21 protein-coding genes and 3 tRNA genes are annotated in these 23,455 nt (G+C 61.0%); 9 read left to right on the top strand and 15 right to left on the bottom strand.

Annotated elements, in window-relative coordinates:
• Nucleotides 1-56: 56 nt before the first annotated feature.
• Nucleotides 57-1,460, bottom strand: a complete 1,404-nt coding sequence (locus tag DXT88_RS10360; protein ID WP_029363635.1) for an aminotransferase-like domain-containing protein — start codon at nt 1,458-1,460, stop codon at nt 57-59.
• A 174-nt stretch (nt 1,461-1,634) separates the two neighbouring features.
• Between DXT88_RS10360 and DXT88_RS10355 the strand changes: the two genes are divergently transcribed.
• Both DXT88_RS10355 and DXT88_RS10350 read left to right on the top strand, forming a co-directional pair.
• Nucleotides 1,635-2,921: a hydroxymethylglutaryl-CoA reductase, degradative gene (locus DXT88_RS10355; protein ID WP_265213191.1), complete on the top strand. Its 1,287-nt coding sequence runs from the start codon at nt 1,635-1,637 to the stop codon at nt 2,919-2,921.
• A gap of 100 nt (nt 2,922-3,021) precedes the next feature.
• Nucleotides 3,022-4,254, top strand: a complete 1,233-nt coding sequence (locus DXT88_RS10350; protein ID WP_407649306.1) for an ABC transporter substrate-binding protein — start codon at nt 3,022-3,024, stop codon at nt 4,252-4,254.
• Between the two features lie 65 nt (nt 4,255-4,319).
• Here DXT88_RS10350 and DXT88_RS10345 read toward each other — a convergent pair whose 3' ends face one another.
• The 3 genes from DXT88_RS10345 to DXT88_RS10335 all read right to left on the bottom strand — a co-directional run bounded on the left by DXT88_RS10345 (nt 4,320) and on the right by DXT88_RS10335 (nt 6,902).
• Entirely contained in the window at nt 4,320-4,979 is a 660-nt protein-coding gene (locus DXT88_RS10345; RefSeq protein ID WP_265213189.1) for a LysE family translocator, read from the bottom strand.
• Nucleotides 4,980-5,032: 53 nt separating this feature from the next.
• Nucleotides 5,033-5,890 carry an alpha/beta hydrolase family protein gene (locus DXT88_RS10340; RefSeq protein WP_265213187.1) on the bottom strand — a complete coding sequence of 286 codons (858 nt, stop codon included), beginning with the start codon at nt 5,888-5,890 and terminating at the stop codon, nt 5,033-5,035.
• 85 nt (nt 5,891-5,975) lie between these two features.
• On the bottom strand, nt 5,976-6,902 hold the full coding sequence (locus DXT88_RS10335; RefSeq protein ID WP_265214129.1) for a LysR family transcriptional regulator: 927 nt from the start codon (nt 6,900-6,902) through the stop codon (nt 5,976-5,978).
• Between the two features lie 114 nt (nt 6,903-7,016).
• On the opposite strand from DXT88_RS10335, the gene metE reads away from it, so the two are divergent.
• On the top strand, nt 7,017-9,308 hold the full coding sequence (gene metE, locus DXT88_RS10330) for a 5-methyltetrahydropteroyltriglutamate--homocysteine S-methyltransferase (protein ID WP_265213185.1): 2,292 nt from the start codon (nt 7,017-7,019) through the stop codon (nt 9,306-9,308).
• A gap of 30 nt (nt 9,309-9,338) precedes the next feature.
• On the opposite strand, the gene DXT88_RS10325 is transcribed toward metE, so the two are convergent.
• Together DXT88_RS10325 and DXT88_RS10320 are read right to left on the bottom strand one after the other, a co-directional pair.
• Nucleotides 9,339-10,613: an amidohydrolase family protein gene (locus tag DXT88_RS10325; protein WP_265213183.1), complete on the bottom strand. Its 1,275-nt coding sequence runs from the start codon at nt 10,611-10,613 to the stop codon at nt 9,339-9,341.
• A gap of 61 nt (nt 10,614-10,674) precedes the next feature.
• The gene (locus DXT88_RS10320) at nt 10,675-10,947 is read right to left on the bottom strand and encodes a hypothetical protein (RefSeq protein ID WP_162098081.1); all 273 of its coding nucleotides are present in this window, start codon (nt 10,945-10,947) and stop codon (nt 10,675-10,677) included.
• A 22-nt stretch (nt 10,948-10,969) separates the two neighbouring features.
• Here DXT88_RS10320 and DXT88_RS10315 point away from each other — a divergent pair, with 22 nt between their 5' ends.
• Nucleotides 10,970-11,836, top strand: coding sequence for an extracellular catalytic domain type 1 short-chain-length polyhydroxyalkanoate depolymerase (locus tag DXT88_RS10315; protein WP_265213181.1), 867 nt, complete (start codon nt 10,970-10,972; stop codon nt 11,834-11,836).
• A gap of 54 nt (nt 11,837-11,890) precedes the next feature.
• On the opposite strand, the gene DXT88_RS10310 is transcribed toward DXT88_RS10315, so the two are convergent.
• The 5 genes from DXT88_RS10310 to DXT88_RS10290 all read right to left on the bottom strand — a co-directional run bounded on the left by DXT88_RS10310 (nt 11,891) and on the right by DXT88_RS10290 (nt 16,351).
• Entirely contained in the window at nt 11,891-12,874 is a 984-nt protein-coding gene (locus tag DXT88_RS10310) for a bile acid:sodium symporter family protein (RefSeq protein ID WP_265213179.1), read from the bottom strand.
• A 133-nt stretch (nt 12,875-13,007) separates the two neighbouring features.
• Nucleotides 13,008-14,348 carry a 4Fe-4S binding protein gene (locus DXT88_RS10305; RefSeq protein WP_265214127.1) on the bottom strand — a complete coding sequence of 447 codons (1,341 nt, stop codon included), beginning with the start codon at nt 14,346-14,348 and terminating at the stop codon, nt 13,008-13,010.
• A gap of 57 nt (nt 14,349-14,405) precedes the next feature.
• On the bottom strand, nt 14,406-15,275 hold the full coding sequence (locus DXT88_RS10300; protein WP_016835062.1) for an FTR1 family iron permease: 870 nt from the start codon (nt 15,273-15,275) through the stop codon (nt 14,406-14,408).
• A 54-nt stretch (nt 15,276-15,329) separates the two neighbouring features.
• Nucleotides 15,330-15,704 (bottom strand): cupredoxin domain-containing protein, encoded by a 375-nt coding sequence (locus DXT88_RS10295; RefSeq protein ID WP_050977729.1) that lies wholly within the window; start codon nt 15,702-15,704, stop codon nt 15,330-15,332.
• Between the two features lie 104 nt (nt 15,705-15,808).
• A complete protein-coding gene (locus DXT88_RS10290) occupies nt 15,809-16,351 on the bottom strand; it encodes an iron transporter (RefSeq protein WP_016835060.1) in 543 nt (180 codons plus the stop codon).
• Nucleotides 16,352-16,767: 416 nt separating this feature from the next.
• On the opposite strand from DXT88_RS10290, the gene DXT88_RS10285 reads away from it, so the two are divergent.
• Both DXT88_RS10285 and DXT88_RS23410 read left to right on the top strand, forming a co-directional pair.
• Nucleotides 16,768-17,334: a phosphonate degradation HD-domain oxygenase gene (locus DXT88_RS10285; RefSeq protein WP_029363633.1), complete on the top strand. Its 567-nt coding sequence runs from the start codon at nt 16,768-16,770 to the stop codon at nt 17,332-17,334.
• 187 nt (nt 17,335-17,521) lie between these two features.
• Entirely contained in the window at nt 17,522-19,096 is a 1,575-nt protein-coding gene (locus tag DXT88_RS23410) for a methyl-accepting chemotaxis protein (protein WP_016835057.1), read from the top strand.
• Nucleotides 19,097-19,120: 24 nt separating this feature from the next.
• On the opposite strand, the gene DXT88_RS10270 is transcribed toward DXT88_RS23410, so the two are convergent.
• The 4 genes from DXT88_RS10270 to DXT88_RS10255 form a co-directional block, all read right to left on the bottom strand.
• Nucleotides 19,121-19,351 carry a hypothetical protein gene (locus DXT88_RS10270; protein ID WP_016835056.1) on the bottom strand — a complete coding sequence of 77 codons (231 nt, stop codon included), beginning with the start codon at nt 19,349-19,351 and terminating at the stop codon, nt 19,121-19,123.
• Nucleotides 19,352-19,431: 80 nt separating this feature from the next.
• Nucleotides 19,432-19,508 (bottom strand) — tRNA-Arg (locus tag DXT88_RS10265).
• Nucleotides 19,509-19,720: 212 nt separating this feature from the next.
• Nucleotides 19,721-19,797 (bottom strand) — tRNA-Arg (locus DXT88_RS10260).
• Nucleotides 19,798-20,009: 212 nt separating this feature from the next.
• Nucleotides 20,010-20,086: transfer RNA gene (locus DXT88_RS10255), tRNA-Arg, on the bottom strand.
• A gap of 196 nt (nt 20,087-20,282) precedes the next feature.
• On the opposite strand from DXT88_RS10255, the gene DXT88_RS10250 reads away from it, so the two are divergent.
• The 3 genes from DXT88_RS10250 to DXT88_RS10240 all read left to right on the top strand — a co-directional run bounded on the left by DXT88_RS10250 (nt 20,283) and on the right by DXT88_RS10240 (nt 23,453).
• Nucleotides 20,283-20,972 carry a sensor histidine kinase gene (locus tag DXT88_RS10250; protein ID WP_265213172.1) on the top strand — a complete coding sequence of 230 codons (690 nt, stop codon included), beginning with the start codon at nt 20,283-20,285 and terminating at the stop codon, nt 20,970-20,972.
• A 41-nt stretch (nt 20,973-21,013) separates the two neighbouring features.
• Nucleotides 21,014-21,664 carry a response regulator gene (locus DXT88_RS10245; protein ID WP_016835055.1) on the top strand — a complete coding sequence of 217 codons (651 nt, stop codon included), beginning with the start codon at nt 21,014-21,016 and terminating at the stop codon, nt 21,662-21,664.
• Between the two features lie 223 nt (nt 21,665-21,887).
• Nucleotides 21,888-23,453 (top strand): GGDEF domain-containing protein, encoded by a 1,566-nt coding sequence (locus tag DXT88_RS10240; RefSeq protein WP_265213170.1) that lies wholly within the window; start codon nt 21,888-21,890, stop codon nt 23,451-23,453.
• Nucleotides 23,454-23,455: the final 2 nt, after the last annotated feature.

Here is a 23,455-nt window from a genome sequence, read left to right as displayed (position 1 = left end):
GGCATCCATTCTAGAGCAAACCGGCTCGCCGCCCCTGCTTGCCCTGCGGAACGCTTTCAGGGCAGCAAGCCCTGCATCGCCGCCGCGAAACGCGGATCGCCGAGCAGGCCGACGTTGTAGCGCGACCAGCGCGACGGCGCTTCGGTATCGATATGGAAAATGCTGCCCGGCGCGGTGACGATGTTCTGCCGCATCAGCGCCTGCGCCAGCGCCTTGGAATCCGGATAACCCGGCATCGCCGCCCACAGGTACATCGATTGCGCCGGCGAGCAGAACAGTTCCGCGCCCATGTTCTCCAACAGACGCCGCGAGCTCTCGGTGGCCTGCGTCAGGCGATCGCGCAAGCGTGCGGCATGGCGGCTGTAATGGCCTTCGCTGAGGATGACGTCGAGCGTGCGCTCGCAGTATTCGGAACTGCTCACGTGCACCAGCATCTTGATGTCGGCGAGGTCGCTGGCGAGATCGCGATGACAGGCCAGGAAGCCCACGCGCAAGGCCGCCGACACCGATTTCGAAAAACTGCCGACGTAGATCGTGCGGCGCAGCTGATCCAGCGTGGAAATGCGCGGCGCGGCGTTGGGCTTGAAGTCGGCGAAGGTATCGTTCTCGACGACGATGGCGTTGTAGCGATCGGCCAGTTGCAGGATCTTGTGCGCCTTGTGCGGCGAGGTGTCGGAACCGGTCGGATTGTGCGCCAGCGTCTGCGTGAAGAACAGGCAGGGCTTGCCGATCTTGAGCTCGCGCTCGAGCGCCTCGAGGTCCGGCCCGTCGGCCAGGCGCGGGATGCCGACGATGCGCGCGCCGCCCAGCTTGAGCTTGCCGAACAGCATGTAGTAGCCGGGCTCGTCGACCAGCACGCGGTCGCCCGGTTTGACGAAATTGCGGATCACGATATCGAGCGCCTGATTCGCGCCATGGGTCAGTACGATCTGGCTGGCCGAGGCGTCGATGCCGTGATTCGCAAGCCGATGCACCAGGTGCTGGCGCAGCGGCTGGTAACCGAAACGGCTGCCGTAGCCGAACAAGGCGCCGAGGCCGGTGCGCACCACCTTCTGGTGGAATTTGTCGAGCCGTACTTCGTTGAGCCAGTCCACCGGCGGGAAGCCGTCGCCCAGCCGCAAGTGCTCGGGATCGCTCTTCAATTGTTCGCGCATGAGCCAGACCACGTCCATCGCGCGGCTCAGCGACGAAGCTTCGTCGTCATCCTTGATCGCCGGCGCCGCCGCGCAGACGAAGAAACCGGAACCGCGGCGCGGCTCCAGCACGCCCAGCGCGGTCAGGTAATCGAAGGCGTTGACGATGGTGTTCTTGGCGCAGTCGTGGGTTTTCGCCATGTCGCGGATCGACGGCAGGCGGCTGCCCGGCGCATAGACGCCTTCGCTGATCTGGCGCCGGATCAGTTGCACCAGCCGTTGCGTCAGTGTGGAAGGAATGGAAGAAGAAGGTGAAACGCTGGGCATGGCGGCTCCGGGCGGATGTTGCATCGCAGGACAAGTGTCTTGGGTACAGTTACTGCACTGTTCGCCAAAAGTGTACCAAATAAATTGGGTACAGCCTGCTATTCTTGCCTCATTCCATCCGGCTCCTGCCGGCGCATAAGACTAAGACAACACTGAGACAAAGCAGAGGCACACATGACCGTCGACTCCCGACTCCCGCAATTCCGTTCGCTCAATCCGCAACAACGCCTGGAGCAGATCGCCCAGCGCGCCAACCTCACGGCAGACGAAGTCGCCCTGCTCGCCAATCCGGCCGCGCTGCCGCTGGAAGTCGCCAACGGCATGATCGAAAACGTGATCGGCACCTTCCAGATACCGATGGGCGTGGCCGGCTATTTCCAGTTGAACGGCAAGGACGTGCTGGTGCCGATGGCCGTGGAAGAACCCTCGGTGGTCGCGGCCGCCTCCTTCATGGCCAAGCTGATCCGCGACTGCGGCGGCTTCCACACCTCGAGCAGCGCGCCGCTGATGCGCGCCCAGGTGCAGGTGATCGGCGTGAGCGATCCTTACGGCGCGCGCCTGGCCATCCTCAAGGATCGCCAGGCCATCATCGACATCGCCAACAGCCGCGACCAGTTGCTCATCAGCCTGGGCGGCGGCTGCAAGGACGTTGAAGTGCACGTCTTCCCCGATACGCCGCGCGGCGCGATGGTGATCGTGCACCTGATCGTCGACGTGCGCGACGCGATGGGCGCCAACACCGTCAACACCATGGCCGAAGCAGTGGCCGGCCATATCGAACAGGTCACCGGCGGCAAGGTGCGCCTGCGCATCCTGTCCAACCTCGCCGACCTGCGCCTGGCGCGCGCCCACGTGCGCGTCTCGCCTGAAGCGCTGACGACGGCCGACTACGACGGCGCCGACGTCATCAACCGCATCGTCGACGCCTATACTTTCGCCGCCGTCGATCCTTACCGCGCCGCCACGCACAACAAGGGCATCATGAACGGCATCGACCCGGTCATCGTCGCCACCGGCAACGACTGGCGCGCGGTGGAAGCCGGCGCGCATGCCTATGCCTGCCGCAACGGACACTACACTTCGCTCTCCACCTGGGAAATCGGCAACGACGGCCACCTGGTCGGCACGCTGGAGATCCCGATGCCGGTCGGCCTGGTCGGCGGCGCCACCAAGACGCATCCGCTGGCGCGCCTGGCGCTCAAGATGATGGACGTCAAATCGGCGCAGGAACTGGCCGAGATCGCCGTCGCCGTCGGCCTCGCGCAAAACATGGCCGCCCTGCGCGCGCTCGCCACCGAAGGCATCCAGCGCGGCCACATGGCGCTGCATGCCCGCAATATCGGACTGGCGGCTGGGGCATCTGCAGAAGAGATGGATTGGGTGGTGCAACAAATGGTCGCCGCCAAGGACGTACGCGTCGATTTTGCAGTCAAGCTGCTGGCGCAGCGACGCGGGAAGTAAGCTATAACATGGCAGGCAAAAGCAATACCGCAGCAGTAACGGCAGCACCAAAGCAATCACAGATCGCTTCATCAGAAAGCATCGACAACAAGGAGACACCATGCAAGCACACTACAAGCTGAACACCCTCGCGCGCCTGATCGCCGCATCCACCCTGGGCGGCGCCATGCTGCTCTGCGCCGGCGGCGCGCAGGCGCAAGTGTCCGACGACGCCGTTCGCATCGGCTTCATCACCGACATGTCCGGCCCCTACGCCGACACCGACGGCGCCGGCGGCCTCGAAGCGATCCGCATGGCGGTAGCCGACTTCGGCGGCAAGGTGCTGGGCAAGCCGATCGAAGTGCTGTCCGCCGATCACCTCAACAAAGCCGACATCGCCGCCACCAAGGCGCGCGAATGGGCCGACCAGCGCGGCCTCGACATGCTGATCGGCGGCGTCAACTCCGCCACCGCGCTGGCGACGAACAAGGTCATGGCGGAAAAGAAGCGCGTCTACATCAACATCGGCGCCGGCTCGGCGCGCCTGACCAACGAAGAATGCACGCCCTATACCGTGCACTATGAATACGACACTGTCGCCCTGGCCAAGGGCACCGGCAAGGCAGTCCTCAAGCAAGGCGGCAAATCGTGGTTCTTCCTGGAGGCCGACTACGCCTTCGGCCATGCACTGGCCAGCGACACCGGCGCCGTGGTCAAGGCCAACGGCGGCACCGTGGTGGGCTCGGTGAAGCATCCGCTGTTCGCCTCCGACATGTCCTCCTTCCTGCTGCAGGCGCAGGGCTCCAAGGCGCAGATACTGGGCCTGGCCAACGCCGGCGACGATACCGTCAATGCGATCAAGGCGGCCAAGGAATTCGGCGTCACCAAGACCATGAAGCTGGTGGGTCTCCTGATGGTGATCAACGACATCCACGCACTCGGCCTGAACAACGCCGAGGGCCTGATGATGACCGACAGCTGGTACTGGGACAAGGACGACGCCTCGCGCCAGTTCGCCAACCGCTTCTTCCTGAAGATGAAGAAGATGCCGAGCACGCACCAGGCCGCCGCTTACTCCGCCACCACGACCTACCTGAAGGCGGTCGCGGCGATCAAGACCGACGATTCGACCAAGGTCATGGCCGAGCTCAAGAAAATGAAGATCGACGACTTCTATAACAAGGGCTACATCCGGGCCGACGGCCGCAACATCCACGACATGTACCTGTACCAGGTCAAGTCGCCGGCCGAATCGAAGAAGCCGTGGGATTACCTGAAGCTGGTGGAAACAATCCCCGGCGAACAGGCTTTCACGACCGTCGCGGAATCGAAGTGCAGCTTGCTGAAGCAGTAACTCAGCGGAGCGTGGCAATAAAAAAACCGGCATCGTGCCGGTTTTTTTCGCGTCGGTTTTAGCCGTCAGTTGGCGCCGCGCCGATAAAACGCCATGGTGCCCGCCAATGCCAGCAGGATGGCGCCGCAGGAACGATCCAGCCACAGCACCGCGCGCCGGCGCAACAGGCTGACGGCGCGCGCGCCGATGATTGCGTAGCCCAGCATCACGGAAAAATCGAGCGCCGCGAACACCACGCTGATGGCGGCGTATTGCGGCCATTGCGGTTCGGCCGCGTTGATGAATTGCGGCAGCAGCGCCGAACAGAACAGATAACCTTTGGGATTGGTCACCGCCACCAGGAACGACTTGCCGAAGATGCGCATCGGCGCAGCTTCGCCGTCATCGGCCTGGGCGCGCGACAGATCCAGTCCGCCCTTGGAACGCAGCAACCGGATACCGAGCCACGCCAGGTAGATCGCGCCGATCCACTTGACGACGGAGAACCAGAACTCCGATGCCGCCAGCACCGCGCCCAGTCCGAGCGCCACCGAACCGACCAGCACGAAGTCCGACGACACCGCGCCGAGCATGCCGGGCAAGGAACGACGCACGCCGTAACGCGCGCCGTTGGCCAGCGCCAGCAACACGGTCGGACCGGGCGTGGCGATGGTCACGAGCGCCACGACGGCGAACAGCGCCAGCGTAGTGATGTTGAGTGCATGCGGGAGCAGGTTGATTTCCATGGCGGGCTCACTGTGTGGATGATGGGCGGATTGTACCGATGTTTTTTACCGGTTCAGCTTGTTCCGAGAGTACGCGCCAGAAACGCCCGAATAAGCTCCGGCAACTCGCGATGGAACTGTTCGCGGTCGAAACCGGGCGGATCCTGGGACGGCGGAAAATTCGGCCGCTGCATCGCTTCCGGAAAAGGCGTCAGAAAAGAAAAATGCCCGGCGCCCGCCACCACGGAAAAATCCAGCGGCGTACTTGCCGGCAACTGCGACAGAACTTTCCGGATGCTTTCCGCAGGCGTGATCGGATCGCGCTCTCCCGCCAGCGCCAGCAAAGGCACATGCACGTCATCGAGCGCGCCTGGCGCCATGAACCAGTCGGTCGCCGGCGCCAGCAATACGGCGGCACGGATGCGCGCGTCTGCCACGACCGGCAGCGCTTCTCCCGAACGCGACCAGGGATGTCCACCGGCCAGCGCCAGCGCGGTATAGCCGCCCATCGAATGTCCCAGCATGGCGATGCGACCGGCATCCGCCGCTGACTCGAAAAAAGTATCTGCCAGCACGGCGTCGAGCGCACGCGACGTCTGCCCCGGCCGGCCAATCGCGGCGGCATCGGTGTTGGACAGCGAGCGATCGTTGCGATTGTCGCCGGCATGTTCCGGGCTGACGACGATGTAGCCGTGCGCGGCGAGATGACCGGCTATGCTTCGGTACAGCAGATGCGATCCGCCGCCGCCGTGCGAGACCACGCACACGGGGAACTGCCCCGGCGCGATCGGTGCATCCGGCGCCGCGTCGAAGACATAGGGGCCGATGGTCGTCTGCATGGCGGCGGCAAGCGTCGGATACTGGACCACGCACGGCGCGCTTGCGCCGCGCTCGGGATCGGGGATGTGCAGCGTGCGGATGCCTGAGTTCATGCGGTTGAATGCCTTGGTGTTGTCAGTGATCGAAATGAATCGTGCGGCGTTATGAGACCGAGACCGACAGCGCCGCACCCAGTAGTCATCGCCCAAGCGCCCGGGAGCGCTTCGCCACGCCCGCAGATGCCGCCGGCTTGCGCGCCAGCTCGATGAATGCCTGCAGATAGTCAATCTCCAGATCGCCTTCACGGGCGCCGAGAAAGATCTGTTTGGCGATGCCGTTGGCGCCAAGACGAACCGGGACGATATCAAGCTTGCCGCCGTATTCCTCCACCAGCCAACGCGGCAAGGCTGCCACGCCGCGCCCGCTGGCGACCATCTGGATCATGATGTCGGTGGTCTCGATCGTCTTGTGGCGCTTGGGCGTCACGCCGGCCGGCATGAGGAATTGATTGTAGATGTCGAGGCGGTCGGTGGCGACCGGATACGTGATCAATATCTCGTTGGTGAGCTGCTGCGGCTTGACGTATTTTGCTTTCGCCAGCGGATGGTCGCGCGCGACCACCAGCACCTGCTCGTAGTCGAACACCGGCACGAACTTCAGGCCCGGTTTGTAGAGCGGGTCCGGTGTGACCAGCAGGTCGATCTCATAACCGAACAGCGCACCGATGCCGCCGAACTGGAATTTCTGTTTGACGTCGACGTCGACATCGGGATACGCCGCCAGATAAGGCGACGCCACTTTCAGCAGCCATTGGTAACAGGGATGGCATTCCATGCCGATGCGCAAGGCCCCGCGCTCGCCCTGGGCGAACTGGCGCAGGCGTTCTTCGGCCTGGTTCAGTTGCGGCAGCACGCGGTTGGCGACGGCAAGCAGATATTCTCCTGCCTGCGTCAGCCGCAGGTTGCGCCCTTCTCGCAGCCAGATATCCGTCCCCAGCTGCTGCTCCAGCTTTTTCATGCTGTGACTCAACGCCGACTGCGTCACGCAAAGGACGTTGGCTGCGGCCGTCAGGGACCCCTGTTTTTCGACTTCCTGGACTACGGCAAGATGGATGCGCTCTAGCATTGTCGACCATTTCAAATGAGTAAAACTCATGGATCACTGAGTTAATACCATTATACGTCATGGAATTCAGGATCTACCATCTGTCCATTCTTCACTTTTTGGAATTGACAGACCATGACCACGATCCACAATCTGGGCTTCCCCCGCATCGGCGCCAAGCGCGAGCTGAAGTTCGCACTGGAGTCCTACTGGAAAGGCGAATCCTCGCGCGACGAACTGAAAAACCTGGGTGCGCAATTGCGCCAGCGTCACTGGGATAACCAAGCCGGCCTCGATTTCGTTCCGGTCGGCGACTTTGCGTTCTACGATCAAGTGCTCGACATGAGTTTCACGCTGGGCAACCTGCCCGAGCGTGTACGTGATTTCCACGGCGATACCCTGGACAATTACTTCCGCGTGGCGCGCGGTCGCTCGGCACAAGGAGCCGAAGACCATGGCGCCTGCTGCGCTGGCGTCGCCGCCGGTGAGATGACCAAGTGGTTCGACACCAATTATCACTACATCGTCCCGGAGTTCACCGCCGCCACCGAGTTCAAGCTGGACACTTCGCGCCTGTTGACGCAACTGGCTGAAGCCAAGGCGCAAGGCATCAAGGCCAAGCCGGTCATCGTCGGTCCGGTCACTTACCTGGCATTGGGCAAGGCCAAGGACGACTCGGACAAGCTGGCGCTGTTGCCGCGACTGCTGCCGGTCTACGTGCAACTGCTGGATGCGCTGGCCGCGCAAGGCATTGAATGGGTGCAAATCGACGAACCGGTACTCGTCACCGAACTGGACGCCGCCTGGAAAAACGCCTTCAACACCGCCTACGCGGCACTGAAGAACAGCGGCGTCAAGCTGCTGCTGGCGACTTACTTCGGCGAGCTTTTGGAAAATCAAAAGCTCGCCGCCAGCCTGCCGGTGGCCGGCCTGCACATCGACGCCATCAACGGCCGCAACGACGTGCTGCCGCTGATCGAGCTGCTGGCCGCCGACAAGGTGTTGTCGCTGGGCGTGATCAACGGTCGCAACATCTGGAAAACCGACCTGAGCGCCGTGCTGGACTGGCTCGAACCGCTGGCCAACCGCCTCGGCGAACGCCTGTGGGTGGCGCCTTCGTGCTCGCTGCTGCACGTGCCGGTCGACCTGAACAGCGAACAGAAGCTGGATGGCGAGATCAAGTCCTGGCTGGCCTATGCGCAGCAAAAACTGGACGAACTGCGCCTGCTGGGCAAGGCGCTGCGCCAAGGACGCGATGCCGTCAAGGCCGAACTGGCCGCCAACCAGGCCGCTCTCGCCGCCCGCCGCGCATCGCCGCGCGTCAACGATCCGGCAGTGCAAGCTGCGGTGGCCGGGATCGATTCCCAACTCGGCCGGCGCGCCAACGTCTACCAGCAACGCGCCGTCAGGCAAGCCGCGCTGCTGAAGCTGCCGGCTTACCCGACCACCACCATCGGTTCATTCCCGCAGACCCCGGAAATCCGTCATGCCCGCAGCGAGTTCAAGGCCGGCCGTCTCGACAATGCCGGTTACAAGACCGCAATGCAGGCCGAGATCCAACGCAGCGTGCGCGAACAGGAAACCCTGGGCCTGGACGTGCTGGTGCATGGCGAAGCCGAGCGCAACGACATGGTCGAGTACTTCGGCGAGCAACTGCAAGGCTACGCTTTCAGCCAGTTCGGCTGGGTGCAATCCTACGGTTCACGCTGCGTGAAGCCGCCCATCCTGTTCGGCGACATCAGTCGTCCGCAAGCCATGACAGTGGAATGGATTACCTATGCGCAATCGCTCACGGCCAAGCCGATGAAGGGCATGCTCACCGGCCCGGTGACCATCCTGAACTGGTCCTTCGTGCGCGACGACCAGCCGCGTTCGGTCTCGTGCAAGCAACTGGCGCTGGCCATCCGCGACGAAGTGCTGGACCTGGAAAAAGCCGGCGTGCGCATCATCCAGATCGACGAAGCGGCGCTGCGCGAAGGCCTGCCGCTGCGCAAGTCGCAATGGAAAGAGTACCTGGACTGGGCGGTCGAATCGTTCCGCATCACCGCCAACGGCGTCGACGATGAAACGCAAATCCATACCCACATGTGCTATTCGGAGTTCAACGACATCATCGCCTCGATCGCCGACATGGACGCCGACGTGATCACGATCGAAACCTCGCGTTCGGACATGGAGTTGCTGGACGCCTTCGACAACTTCAACTACCCGAACGAAATCGGTCCCGGCGTGTACGACATCCACTCGCCCAACATTCCGACCCAGGAGCACATCGTGCAACTGATGAAGAAGGCGGCCGAGCGCATTCCGGTGGAACGCCTGTGGGTCAACCCGGATTGCGGCCTGAAGACGCGTCAGTGGGCGGAAGTCTTGCCGGCGCTGGGCAACATGGTCGCCGCAGCCAGAACCTTGCGCGCCGCTGCCTGATCACCGGTTTCGCTATTGCTGGTAAAGCCGTTATTTCGCCAGCCTGAAATCGACCTTGCCCGGCCGTCCCGGCAAATTGAGCTGTGCATGCGCCGGCGGCGCCTGGCTGATCACGACGCCGCGGCGAATCACGAAACGACGCGCGGCGCGCAGGCGGATCGCTTCAATCGGATCACCGGCGTCCAGCACCACAAGGTCGGCATGGCAACCGGCCTGCAAGCCATAGCCTTCCAGGCCCAGAATACGCGCCGGCGTTTCCGTCACGGCGCGGAAGCAGCTGCGCATGGCTTCCTGGCCGGTCATTTGCGCTACGTGCAAGCCCATGTGCGCGACCTCCAGCATGTCGCCCGAACCGAGGCTGTACCAGGGATCCATGACGCAGTCATGGCCGAAGGCGACATCGATGCCGGCGGCCAGCAGCTCCGGCACGCGGGTCATGCCGCGCCGCTTCGGGTAAGTATCATGGCGGCCTTGCAGCGTGATGTTGATCAATGGATTGGCGATTGCCGCGACGCCGGCTTCGCGGATCAGCGGCAGCAATTTGCTGACGTAGTAGTTGTCCATCGAATGCATCGAGGTCAGGTGCGATCCCGCCACCCTGCCCTGCAAACCCAGGCGTTGCGCATGATAGGCCAGGGTTTCGACATGGCGCGACATGGGATCGTCGGACTCATCGCAATGCATGTCGACGCGCAATCCGTTTTCCGCGGCGAATTCGCATAGCAGTCTGACCGATTCCGCCCCCTCGGCCATGGTCCGCTCGAAATGGGGAATGCCGCCGACCACGTCGACGCCCATGGCGATCGCGCGCTGCAGATTGGCGAAGGCGGTCGGACTGCGCAGCAGGCCGTCCTGGGGAAACGCCACCAGTTGCAAATCAAGATAAGGCGCGACCAGTTTCTTCACGTGCAGCAAGGCTTCGACCGCCAGCAGGCGATCGTCGCAAACATCAACGTGCGAGCGGATCGCCAGCAAGCCGCGTGCGACCGCCCAGTCGCAATATTGCAGCGCGCGCCCGACCAGCGCCTGCTGCGTCAGCTCAGGTTTCAGTTCGCCCCACAGCGCGATGCCTTCAAGCAGCGTGCCGGAGGCATTCACTCGCGGCAGGCCGTAACTCAGCGTAGCGTCCATGTGGAAATGCGCATCGACGAACGGCGGCGTCACCAAATCGCCGGCGATATCGATTTCCTGTGCTCCCTTGAGGGTTAACGCCGGACCGATTGCCACGATGCGGCCTGCTTCAATGGCGATATCTGCTTGCTGCCCGCCATCAGGCAGCGTGGCGTTGCGTAAGATCAGGTCCATCTGACGTCTCCTTCATCCGTATAGGCTCCAGATTAACGCAGCGCAGCAAATTGTTTGAACATTATTGCGTTCTCGCCGTCTTCCTTGTGGCGCTCTGCCCCGACACTTCTTGACGGATTGACATGTTCAAAAAACTGAACCGAATGTGGCTGAGCAGCCTTAAAAAAGCCGGCAAAGCACACCAGAAACGGGCGAGCAAAGCACTCAAGGCGATCGTATCCAGTCCCAAGGCGAAGCGCGCGCCATCCGGCACGGCCTCGCGCAAACCCGTGCTTCCAAAGTCACTGCCACGCGCAGCCGCGCCCGGGGACTGGATCAGTTCATCTTGCGTCACCGCCGGCCTGCCGGTGCGTCGCATGCACTACAGGTTGTTCTTGCCATCCCTGGCTCCGGGAACCGCTGCGCCGATTCCATTGATCGTCATGCTGCACGGATGCGAACAGAATGCCGACGATTTCGCGGCCGGCACACGCATGAACCAGCTGGCGGCCGCCAAAGGCTGCGCAGTGCTGTATCCGGAACAGTCGCTGCGCACACACCCCAATCGCTGCTGGAAATGGTATGACGCCGCAACCCAGCGCGGTGGCGGCGACATTGCATTGATCGTGCAGATGATCGACAAGATCGTGGCGCAACAGGCGATCGACCGCAGTCGCATTTATGCTTGCGGCATCTCCGCCGGCGCCGCCATGGCGCAGATCCTGGCGTTGACTCATCCGCAATTGATCGCCGCCGTCGGCATGCATTCCGCTCCGCTGTTCGGTGTCAGTCGCAGCGCGGTCGGCGCCTACGGCGTGATGCAACATGGTAGTACCCAAGCTCTGGCGCCGATAGACAAGTTGTTGGCCAAGACGCCTGGGTTTCCGGGCATGCCGGCGATCCTGATTACCGGGGACGACGACAAGATCGTGCGTCCCATCAACCAACTGCAGCTGGCCGGGCAATTCCTGCGACTGAATCATGCCGCCACACAGGCGCCATTGGCGCCATTGCCGCCGGTGACGAAAGACTTTGGGAGGACCTCAAAGCAATTCCCGCGCAAAAATTCGATGACGGTCCGCGACTTCGCCACGGGCTCGAAGGTGCTGGTCCGGTCAGTGCACATCGCCCGCCTCGGTCATGCCTGGAGCGGCGGCGATGACGCGCTTCCATTCAATGCCAAAGGCCCGGACGCCGGCAAACTGATGCTGGCCTTCTTCTCACGGCATCGACGCAAGCAATGAAAAAGCCCGCGAGAAGCAGATTCAAGCGGGCTTTTCAGATGAAGGAGACGCTACTCAGGCAGACGGCTTCGTAACTTCCGGACGGTTGCCATAACGTTGCGCCAATATCGCGCACACCATCAACTGGATCTGGTGGAACAGCATCAGCGGCAACAGGACCATGCCGACGGTCTGGCTGGCAAATAAAACCTTTGCCATCGGCACGCCGCTGGCGAGGCTCTTTTTGGAGCCGCAGAAAACGATGGTGATTTCATCTTCCTTGTTGAAGCCGAGACGGCGGCTGCCGAACGTCGTGATCGACATGATGATCGCCAGCAGCAAACAGCTGATCACAATCAGGCTGACCAGCATGACCGGCGGCACCTGGCGCCACAAGCCTTGATTGACCGCTTCACTGAACGCGACGTACACGACGAGCAGGACCGAGCTCTGGTCCACCCAGCGCAGCCAGGACTTGTTGCGATCCATCCAGGCGCCGATCCAGGGACGGGCGATCTGGCCGGCCACGAACGGCAGCAGCAACTGATAGACGATCTTCAGGATGGAGCCCAGCGAGGAATGTTCCGCGTTGTGCGCCACGATGATGACGCCGACCATGAGCGGCGTCAGGAAGATTCCCAGCAGATTGGAAGCGGAGGCGGCGCAGATGGCGGCCGGCACGTTGCCGCGCGCGACCGATGTAAAAGCAATCGAGGATTGCACCGTCGATGGCAGCACGCACAGGAACAGGATGCCGAGATAGAGATCCGGCGTAATCACCAGCAACAAGGCGGGCTTGAGAATCAGGCCGAGCACGGGGAAGACGGCGAAGGTGCACAACAGCACCGTCACATGCAGACGCCAGTGCACCATGCCGGCGATCACGGCTTCGCGCGACAGCTTGGCGCCGTGCATGAAAAACAGCAAGCCGATCATGAAGGTGGTGAGCCAGTCGAAGCCGACGGCAACCACGCCGGTACAGGGCAAAAGGCTGGCGGTGAGGACCACCGCAAACAGCATCAACGTCAGATTGTCGGGAAGGAAACGGGGGCGCGCCATAAGAATCTTTGCAGGTTGGTTCCGGAAACAAGGTCCTGTCGGACCAAACCCGCTATTTTACGCGAGTCCTGCAAAGCGACGGAACGGGGGAAACCCGGCGGTATTCCGAGAAGAGAATTAGAGAATCAGGGAATTACCAGATCCAGAACATCAGCAGCCACGCGTAGTTGACCAGCGCGAGCGCACCGATCACGGGCAGCATGGCGAGTACCCGGCGCGAGAATGCTTCTGTGTGCTGGCCGATGACTTTCCAGGCCAGCAGTACGCTCCACAAGGTCATGACCGTGAGCAAGGCAGCGCGCACGTCATTGGCCCAGTCAACCGGCCAATGTTCCGCACGCAGCAAGCTGATGGTGGTTGCCGACAAGCCGACGAACACGCCGCAGCCGGCCAGCGGAATCGTTGCCTGCACCAGATGATTGAAGCGGGAACGGCTCCATGATCCCAGCACCAGGTTGCTCAGTGCGAACAAGGCGGTCAGCGCGGTGCCCAGCACGGCGGCGGTCGCCAGGATGTAAGACACCACGAGGCCGCCGTCGAGCCAGGAAAACACGTCGCTTTGTTGCGGATAGTTGGTGAGCAGCCACCATGGCGCGTTGGTCGCAAACGGCCACATGATGTCGCGATCGATCAGCCAGGTGGCGATGAATTGCTTGGCTTCGACGAACCAGGGGCTGGCGCTCCAGTGGAACGCGCCGATGGCGATGCCGAACAGGCCGTACAGCGCCAGCGAGCTTTCCCACAGGTTGTTGCTGGTGCGGCCGACCTTGACGATTTCAACGGTCGGTGCGCGCCATGTCAGCGCGATGGCGTCGCGATGGCCGCTGCAGCGACCGCACATATGACAATCGGAAGCCCCCTTCATGTTGCGCAGGGGAACCAGCGGCGCGCAATTGACGGCGATGGTCTTCTTGCCGTGAGTATCGTAGGAAGCACGCCAGGCGTCTTCGTTGACTTTGTAATGAAATGGCGCCAGCTTGGCCAGCAAGCCGAACACGCCGTTGACCGGGCACAGGTATTTGCACCAGACGCGCTTTTCGCGGCCGTACAAATAGCCGACGATCATGGCGCCGAGGGTCGATCCGCCGAGCACGAGCAGTACCGCCTTGGGATATTGATAAACGCTGACCATCTGACCATAGATCGTGGTGAGCGCAAACGCGAAGAAGGGCCAGCCGCCCCAGCGCATCCAGCGCGGGATTGCCCGGTTTTTACCGAACTTGCTGGCAAACTCGGTCAATGCGCCTTCGGGACACAATACGCCGCACCAGACACGGCCCATCAGCACCATGCTGACCAGCACGAACGGCCACCAGATGCCCCAGAAGCAGAACTGCGCAATCAGGGTCAGATTGGACCAGATATGCGCGGTTTCGTCCGGCAACGGCAGGAAAATGGGAACAAGAATGAGCACGGCGTACACCAGTACGACGATCCACTGAATACCGCGGATCAATGCGCCATTGCGGCGCATCCAGTCACCCGTCCGCGCCAGACGGGTATTGGGAAGCGTACTGGTGCTCATATCGCCTTATGCTGCTTGCCTGTTAACTTGTGTAGATTTCGACTTGCCAAGCGCGGAGGATATCACAAGCCAATATATGACATAAATTGCAATACTCATCAGCGCCGGGCGGGCGCGATAGCCGGTCAGCGTCGATATCAGGCTGCCTGCCGTGCTCGAATCATCCAGCAGCCAGCTGGTGTCCCAGACGGGTGCAGTCAGGGTCGAGACGAAGCCGAGCGAGGAGAACCAGTCCGAGCTTTCCAGCAGCAGATCGAGCAGCTTTTCAACCCCCGTCAGCAACAAGCCGGCTGCCAGCAGCAACAGGATGATTTCGGTCACCTGGAAAAAACGACGCCAGGAGAAAACCTTGCCGCCCAGTTGCAGCAGGTAGAAAGTCAGGAACGCCAAGGCGAAACCGAGCACGCCGGCAAAAATAAGCGCGCCGCGGCTGGCGTCCTGTTCGCCCATGCCAATCCCGTAAAGGAACACGGCCGTTTCGCTGCCCTCGCGCGCAATCGCCAGCGCCACCAGCAGGAACACGCCCCACCAGTTGCCGGCTTCATAGTTGGCCTTCATCGAGCTTTCCATGTCTTTCTTGAGCGTGCGACCGTGCTTGCGCATCCAGAACACCATTTGCACGATCAGCACCGCGGCGATCAGCACCATGCCGATCTGGAAATATGTCTGGGCGTCGCCCGACAGGAGTTCGCTGAAACCGAGCAAGGCGGCGCCCAATGCCAGCGCAGCCACAATGCCTGCCGCCACGCCGCCCCACAGATACGGCAGGCCGCGACGTGCGGCGGCATCGCCGTTATTCAGCCAGGCATACAGAATCCCGACCACCAGCAAGGCCTCGACGCTTTCACGCCAGACGATAAATAGCACCTGCCCCATTACATCCCTTTCAATTGCATATTGCCGATAACCACGATCACAGCTCTGCGCCGTTTATTTGGCGACGATGACGCCTTGCGGCATGTTCAGATGGAAGTCGTCGAAAAACTTGTACTCGCCCGGACGCAAGGGTGCGATCACGACGAAGGACTGTGCGCCCGGCGCCAGGACTTTTTCCTTGCGCAACTCCACGCTTTCGAACTCGGCGGCGGTTTTGCCGACGTTGTGGATTTCAATCTTGATGCGCTGCCCGGCAGGGACTTCGATGCGTGCCGGCTTGAATTTGCCGTCCGCCATTTCAAGCTTGAAGGTCAGCAGATCCGAAGCAAATGCGGCGGCTGCGGACAGCGAGCAGGCCAGGCCGATCAAGGTAGCCAAAATGCGCGAGGATTGTGAAGATTGCAAAGGTTGCGATTTACGCAAGAACATTCAGTACTCCCAAACTACATGGCCTTGCACAAAGGCAAGGCCGGTCAACTCGGCATGCGCGATCGGCTGCGCATGCGCTCTCGCTAAACCAGCTCGGTCGCTGATTAATAGCCGCCCTTCTTGCCGACGCCGGCGAAGGTGAAATCGTAGGACAGTTCAAATGGCTTGAACCAGGCGCCGACACCGGTTTCCTTGTCGACGTGACGGCCAAAGTGGGCGTGCGCGTTGGCCGATGGCGGCGAGATGGTCAGCTTCAGCTTGTACTTGCCCGGACCGTCGAGCTTGACGTTGTCGCCGTAGTGCGGGCCGTCGCTGGCCACCATCGGCATCATGTCGCCCTTGATGACCTTGGTCGAACCGGCCTTGGTCAGTTCGAATTTGATGACCAGATAGGGCATCCAGTCGCCTTCGGCAAAACCGTTGGGATTCTTGGCGACGGCGCGGATATCGGCCTCCAGATGGACGTCCGATTCTTCCGCCTTGCGCATCATGCCGTCCGGTTCCATCTTGATCGGTTGCAGGTAGACCGCGCTGACTTCCATGCCATTCTGAATCTGCGGTTTGCCGATAGGATATTCGGCGGCGCTGGCGGCCGAGAAGGCTGCGAACATGGCGGCGGCTACTGCGAGTTTCTTGATACCGATCATATGATTTTTCTCCTACGCGTTAGATGATAATGATTACCATTAAAGTATAACACTTTATAGGAGCAGGTATCAGCGCCGGATCTGAAATTGACGAATCGGAAGAGCGACGGAAGAGCGCGAAGTCGTCCGAAAAATCGACCGGACAATAAAAAACCCGCGCCTTGCGGCGCGGGTTAAATCTAATTCAGGGGATGAATTAGAGGGGGGAGTTCGTAAGATATACCCCGTCTCACCCTGTATCTATCGCTATTACAAACTGTTACGGTTATTAACAAGTCTTGACGCTGCACAGCGAGTCTCGTTTGTGCCGGGTGTCCTTACCCTCATCGCTACGGTCATCGAATTGTCATAATAAGGCCGTACGCCGCCGCTATCATGTGAGCTTCGCGCGCCCTGCTTTTCCGTATCCGCACACCATGTCCCTGACGCTTCCCGACATCGAACTCCTTTTCCGCCGCCACGGCCACGCTCAGTACACCGGAGAGCCCGTGACGCAACTCGAACATGCCTTGCAAACCGCTACGCTGGCCGAGCGTGAGAATGCGGCACCGGCGCTGATCGCCGCCGCGCTGTTGCATGACCTCGGCCACATGCTCGAAGACGCCTCCGCCGGCTACGACATCCACGACACGCCGACCGCCAATGGCATCGACGACTTGCATCAATACCGCATCCTGCCGTTCCTGCGCGCCATCTTCGGCGAAGACGTACTGGCGCCGATACGCTTGCACGTCGACGCCAAGCGCTATCTGTGCGCGGTCGAGCCGGCGTACTTCTCATCCCTGTCCGCGGACTCGGTGCGCAGCTTGCAATTGCAAGGCGGCGTCTTTGACCGGCAGCAGGCGGAAGACTTCATCGCCATGCCGCACGCAGTCGACGCCACTCGCCTGCGGCGCTGGGACGACCTCGCCAAGACCGCCGGCCTGGCGACGCCGGACTATGCGCATTTCTCGCGCTACCTGACGCTGTGCGCCCACGCCTGAATTCCTTCCGAGATCGCCCTGCCTGATTTGCTGATGACAAAACGGAAACTTTTCTTCCGCTTTTGATATTGCTTTCCCGTTATTTTTCATTATTCCGGATCATTCTCCGGTGCTAGCATCCTCGGCAATCCAATATCGTCGGCGCAGCCATTGAGGCTCAACGGCGACACAAAATAACGAGAGACGCATGAAGAACTGGAAAGTCGGGACGCGCTTCGCCGCGGGCTTCGGGGTGGTGTTGCTGATGATGGCGATCGTTGCCGCAATGGGGATCTGGCGCCTGCAGTCGGTGGCCGAAGCGACCAATGCCATGATGCAGATGCCGCTGGCCAAGGAACGCCTGATCAGCGACTGGTATTCAAATATTTCCACCTCGATCACACGCACCACCGCGATTGCGCGCAGCACCGACCTCAGCCTGGCCGGGTATTTCGAAACGGCGACCGGCGACGCGGCAAAGAATGCCGCTGCACTCCAAGCCAAAGTGCAGCGCCTGCTGGATACGCCCGAAGAACAAAAACTGTTCGCCGACATCGACGCCAACCGCAAGGCTTACCACGAAGCCGGCAACACCATCCTCGCCTTGCGCGCCGAAGGCAAGCTGTTCCAGGCCAAGAACGCCTTCGAGAAAAATTACCTGCCGAGCGCCGCCCGCTACCAGGCCTCGGTCGACAAACTGCTGCGCCTGCAGCGTCAGGGCATCGACCGCGTTGCCGGCAGCATTGACGCCACCTATCGTTCGAGCCGCCTGGTGCTGCTGGCGCTGAGCGCGGCCGCCGTGCTGTTCGGCATCGCCGCCGCCATCGTGCTCACGCGTAGCCTGCTGCGCCAGCTCGGCGGCGAACCGGCCTATGCGGTGCGTGTCGCCGACCGCATCGCGTCAGGCGATCTGACGGAAACAATCCGCCTCGCCGACAACGATGAAACCAGCCTCATCCATGCGATGAAAACCATGCAAGGCAACCTGGCCCGCTCAGTCGATCACATCAAGCAATCGGCGGAAACCATCGGTACCGCGTCGAAGGAAATTTCCGTAGGCAACCTCAATCTGTCGTCGCGCACCGAACGCCAGGCCGGCTCGCTGCAAGAGACCGCATCGGTCATGCAGCAGCTCACCTCGGCCGTCAAGAAGAACGCCGAGAGCGCCCTGCACGCCAACCAGCTCGCCGCCTCGGCCTCGCAGGTGGCGATCGCCGGCGGCAACGCAGTCAATCAGATGGTGGGAACCATGGCGACCATCAATGAATCGTCGCGCAAGATCGTCGACATCATTTCGGTCATCAACGGCATTGCCTTCCAGACCAATATCCTGGCGCTGAACGCTGCGGTGGAAGCGGCGCGCGCGGGTGAACAAGGCCGCGGCTTCGCGGTGGTCGCCACCGAGGTGCGCGCACTGGCGCAACGCTCGGCCGGTGCGGCAAAGGAGATCAAGAGCCTGATCGATGATTCGGTCGGCAAGATCGTTTCGGGCAGGACATTGGTGGAGGAAGCCGGCGCCACCATCGGCCAGGTGGTCGACAGCATAAGGACGCTCAGCGATTTCGTCGCCGACATCAGCAACGCCAGCCTGGAACAAAGCACCGGCATCGAGCAGGTCAATCAGGCCATCATGCAGATGGACGACGTCACGCAGCATAACGCCGCACTGGTGGAAGAAGCCACGGCGGCGGCGCAATCGCTGCTGGATCAAGCCGGCTCGCTGGTGACGGTGGTGAACACCTTCAAACTGTCCTCGTCGCGCGAACTGGTGTTGAACGCGTAATTCTTGCGTCAGCGGACGCGCGGCTTACAGCGGATTCTGATCAATCCATTCAGCGGAAAAATCGAGGATGTAGGCGACGGCGTCGTCTTCACTGGGAAACTCGGTAGTCGGCAATTCGCGCACGTAGCGAATTTCGCCGCTTTCGTCGTAGCCCGCCCGGATGATGAAGCAGGCGGCATATTGGCCGTTGTCCTGCAGCGCCACTTGCGGATAGACGGCTTGTCCCTTGTAGGGAAATTTGCTGGTTGCGCTCATGAATGCTCCACGGTCTGGTCTGGAAGTCTGGAATAGGTCAAAAACAAAAGGGCCCGTCTTTCGACGGACCCTTTTCATTTTGGTGCGGCTGGCAGGAATCGAACCCACGACCCCTTGGTTCGTAGCCAAGTACTCTATCCAGCTGAGCTACAGCCGCAAGAGGCGCGATTATATAGGGATTTTCAAATAGCGCAACAGTTTTTGTGCGATGGCCATCTCACCGCGATCAAAACGGCTTCGCCATCACCATCAATGCAATGATCGCGGCCGCCGATCCGGAGATACGTCAATGTGGAGGTCACTTCAAAAGCAGACTTTTGTGGAGCAGAAAAGACAAAAGGGCCCATCTTGCGATGGACCCTTTATATCTGGTGCGGCTGGCAGGAATCGAACCCACGACCCCTTGGTTCGTAGCCAAGTACTCTATCCAGCTGAGCTACAGCCGCAAGAGGCGCGATTATATAGGGATTTTCAAATAGCGCAACAGTTTTTGTGCGATGGCCATCTCACCGCGATCAAAACGGCTTCGCCATCACCATCAATGCAATGATCGCGGCCGCCGATCCGGAGATACGTCAATGTGGAGGTCACTTCAAAAGCAGACTTTTGTGGAGCAGAAAAGACAAAAGGGCCCATCTTGCGATGGACCCTTTATATCTGGTGCGGCTGGCAGGAATCGAACCCACGACCCCTTGGTTCGTAGCCAAGTACTCTATCCAGCTGAGCTACAGCCGCGAAAGACGAGATTATAGCACCGCTTTTGGGCGGAATGGAAGCCTTTGCGCCAAAAATCTTCTATTCCGCACCGGGACTCGTTTTCAGGCGCATCAATCATCGTTAAATCGCCTTGACGCTACCTTTATCTGCAGATTTGCACTTCATCTGCCTTATGATTGCCGCTTGATTCCTCGCTTTTCCACCTTACTGCACCATGAGCGACATTCCTGCCGCCCGCCCTGACCCGACCGCCGACCGCATCAAGGAAGCTGAACGCCGGCGCATCGCCAAAGACTTGCACGACGAACTCGGCAGCCACCTGACCGCGCTCAAGATGGCGCTGGCCCAACTCGGCGGGCAACTTCCCCGCGACAACGATGCCCTGCTCGACCAGGCGCGCCACGCCGACGGCCTGATCGACGGTGCGCTCGACGCCATGCACGACATCATCGACGACTTGCATCCGGCCGTACTTGATCTCGGCCTGCAAGCTGCGCTGGAATGGCTGGCGCGCAGCTTCGCGCGCCAGACCGGCGTGCCGCACCGCTTGCATGTCGATGTCATCGGCGACGAGTTGCCGCCGATGCTGCTCGATGCGTTCCAAAGCGTCAGCCTGTACCGGATCGCACGCGAAGCGTTGCATAACGCCGGTCGCCATGCAGCTGCACGCAGCGTCGACATCTCGCTGCGCCATGACGGCACGATATTGACGCTGATCATCGCCGACGACGGCGCCGGTTTGCCGCAGGATGCCGGTACGCGGCCGCAGTCGTCGGGCTTGCGCGGCATGCACGAACGCGCCGCACTGGTCGGCGCAACGCTGGAGGTGTCGCAAGGCGACAGCGGCGGCACGCAACTGCTGTTGACGCTTCCTGCCCCATCCGCCGCTAACCTTATAAAATAACGCCACGTTCAGCCGGAGACAGATAGCAACCCATGCCAATAATGAAAAAGAACAGCTCTGCCATCAAAGTGGCGATCGCCGACGATCATGCGATCGTGCGCGAAGGCCTCCGGCAGATCTGCAGCGGCACCAAGGACATCATCGTGGTCGGCAACGCCGAGAACGGGCTGGAAACCATCAAGCTGACGCGCCTGGGCAACTGCGACGTGCTGCTGCTCGACATCATCCTGCCGGATCGCACCGGCATCGACGTCCTCAAGCAAATCAAGAAGGAAATTCCCAAGCTGCCGGTGCTGATGCTGTCCATCCACCGCGAAGACCAGTACGCCATCCGCGCCCTCAAGGCCGGCGCGGCGGGCTTTCTCAACAAACAGGCGGCGCCGGCCGAATTGATCAATGCGATCCGCCAGGTCGCCGCTGGCCGCAAGTACATCAGCCCGTCGCTGGCGCAGGAGTTGGCCAACCAGATCGGCTTCGACCACGAAACACCACTGCACGAAACCCTGTCCGACCGGGAATACCAGACCATGGTGATGATCGCGTCCGGCAAGACCGTCAGCGATATCGCGGCCGAATTATTGCTCTCGGTCAAAACCATCAGCATGTATCGTTCACGCGTCCTGGCCAAAATGAAATTGCGCCACAACGCCGAGCTCACGCACTATGCGCTGAAAAACAACTTAGTCGAATAAATACGCAACCGGCCTGCCGGTGTAAACCGCCAGACGGTAAAATGCGTTAAAAGACAAATCTCGTCCTACCCGTTGTAATGTCGTCAAGAAATAAGTATTAAACGACATCAGCTGTCCTTGCCGAGGTAAAGAACGCCATGTCGCCGGATATTGTTCCGCGTCATCCGGCGGGAAGCCATGAGACTTGTCGCAATCCGTTTGAATAAGAAGCCGCCCATCAGGCATGCCAAAAAAGCCAGATCAAAGTCCCGTCGATATCGCGCGAGAAGCCTTCCAGCAACTCGCCACACGCCGCATTGCCCCTACTCCTGACGCCTATCGTGAGGCCTACGAAGAAATCGTCGGCACCAAGAGCGACCTGAAGCCGGAAGGCGTCCTCACCGCGTTCGCCCAGCACCTGACGCAGCAGCCGGGCGACATCGGCAAGCTCGGCCTGCGCCTGACGATGGCGGTCAACGGCAGCGACTGGAAAGACTACAACGACGAGCTGGACAATTTCGTCGAGCAATATTTTCCATCGCGCAACCTGGTCCCGCATGGCCAACTCGTGCCGATCGATCCGGAACGCGAATTCATCCGCGACAGCAAGAAGGAAAAGATGCTGCGCGAGGTGCTGGCGCGCGTGCTGATCTTCAACATGGCGTCGCTGCTGATCGAAGCGCCGGAACTGGCGAACGAATCGAAATCGATCGGCCTCGATCTCAAGACCGCGTTCTCCGAACAGGCCATGAACGAGGTCATCGGCCGCCTCAAGCAGATGAGCTTCCAGATTGAACTCAAGAGCGAAGACATTGCCCTGCAGCAGGAATTATTGATGCGCCTGTTCCAGCTGTTGCTGGAGAACATCCACGGCCTGCTGGAGAAAGGATCGTGGCTGAGCAGCCAGATCACCGCCGTGCAGGAACTGATCAACGGCCCGATCAGCAAGACCTCGCTGGCCGACGCCACCAAGACCCTGAAGGAAGTCATCTTCAAGCAAGGCCTGCTCAAGAATACGCTGAGCGAAGAAAAGGTCACCGCCAAGAACATGATGCTGACCTTCGTCGATCGCCTCAGCGCGATGGTGTCGACGACCGACAACTATCACAAGACCATCGCCACTTTTTCGCAGCAAATCAGCCAGGCCTCGGACATCAGCGATCTCAACTCGGTGCTCAACGGCATCATGAATGCAACCAAGGACGCGCAGGACGAAGCGCTGCGCGCGCGCGATGAAATGATCAATGCGCGCCAGGAAATGCAAAAAGCCGAAGCCCGCATCACCGCCCTGGAGTCGCAACTGGTGCACATGGGAGAACTGGTGCGTGAAGACCAGCTGACCGGCAGCCTCAACCGCCGCGGCATGGACGAATCGCTGGAGCGCGAGATCATGAACGCCGATCGTCTGGGCGCGCCGCTGTGCATCGCCCTGCTCGACCTCGACGATTTCAAGCGCATCAACGACACGCACGGTCACGCCACCGGCGACGAAGTGCTGGTGCATCTGGTGAACGTGGTCAAGGAAACGCTGCGCAAGCTGGACGTGATCGCTCGCTTCGGCGGAGAGGAGTTTTTGGTGTTGCTGCCGGAAACCGAGCCGGCCGAAGCGATGCAGATCATCACCCGTGTGCAGCGCGAACTGACCAAGCGCATTTTCATGCACAACACGCAGCGTTTGCTGATCACCTTCAGCGCCGGCGTGGCCTATCGCGCGCAAGGCGAAACCCAGGCCGATCTGATCAAGCGCGCCGACGTGGCGCTGTACAAGGCCAAGAACGCCGGCAAGAATCGCGTGATCCTGGCTGACTGAAG

This window comes from Herbaspirillum lusitanum (assembly GCF_026127345.1).
Lineage (GTDB): Bacteria > Pseudomonadota > Gammaproteobacteria > Burkholderiales > Burkholderiaceae_D > Herbaspirillum > Herbaspirillum lusitanum.
Note: the sequence above shows the minus strand (reverse complement) of the source record. Positions and strands in the feature narration are given on the sequence as shown.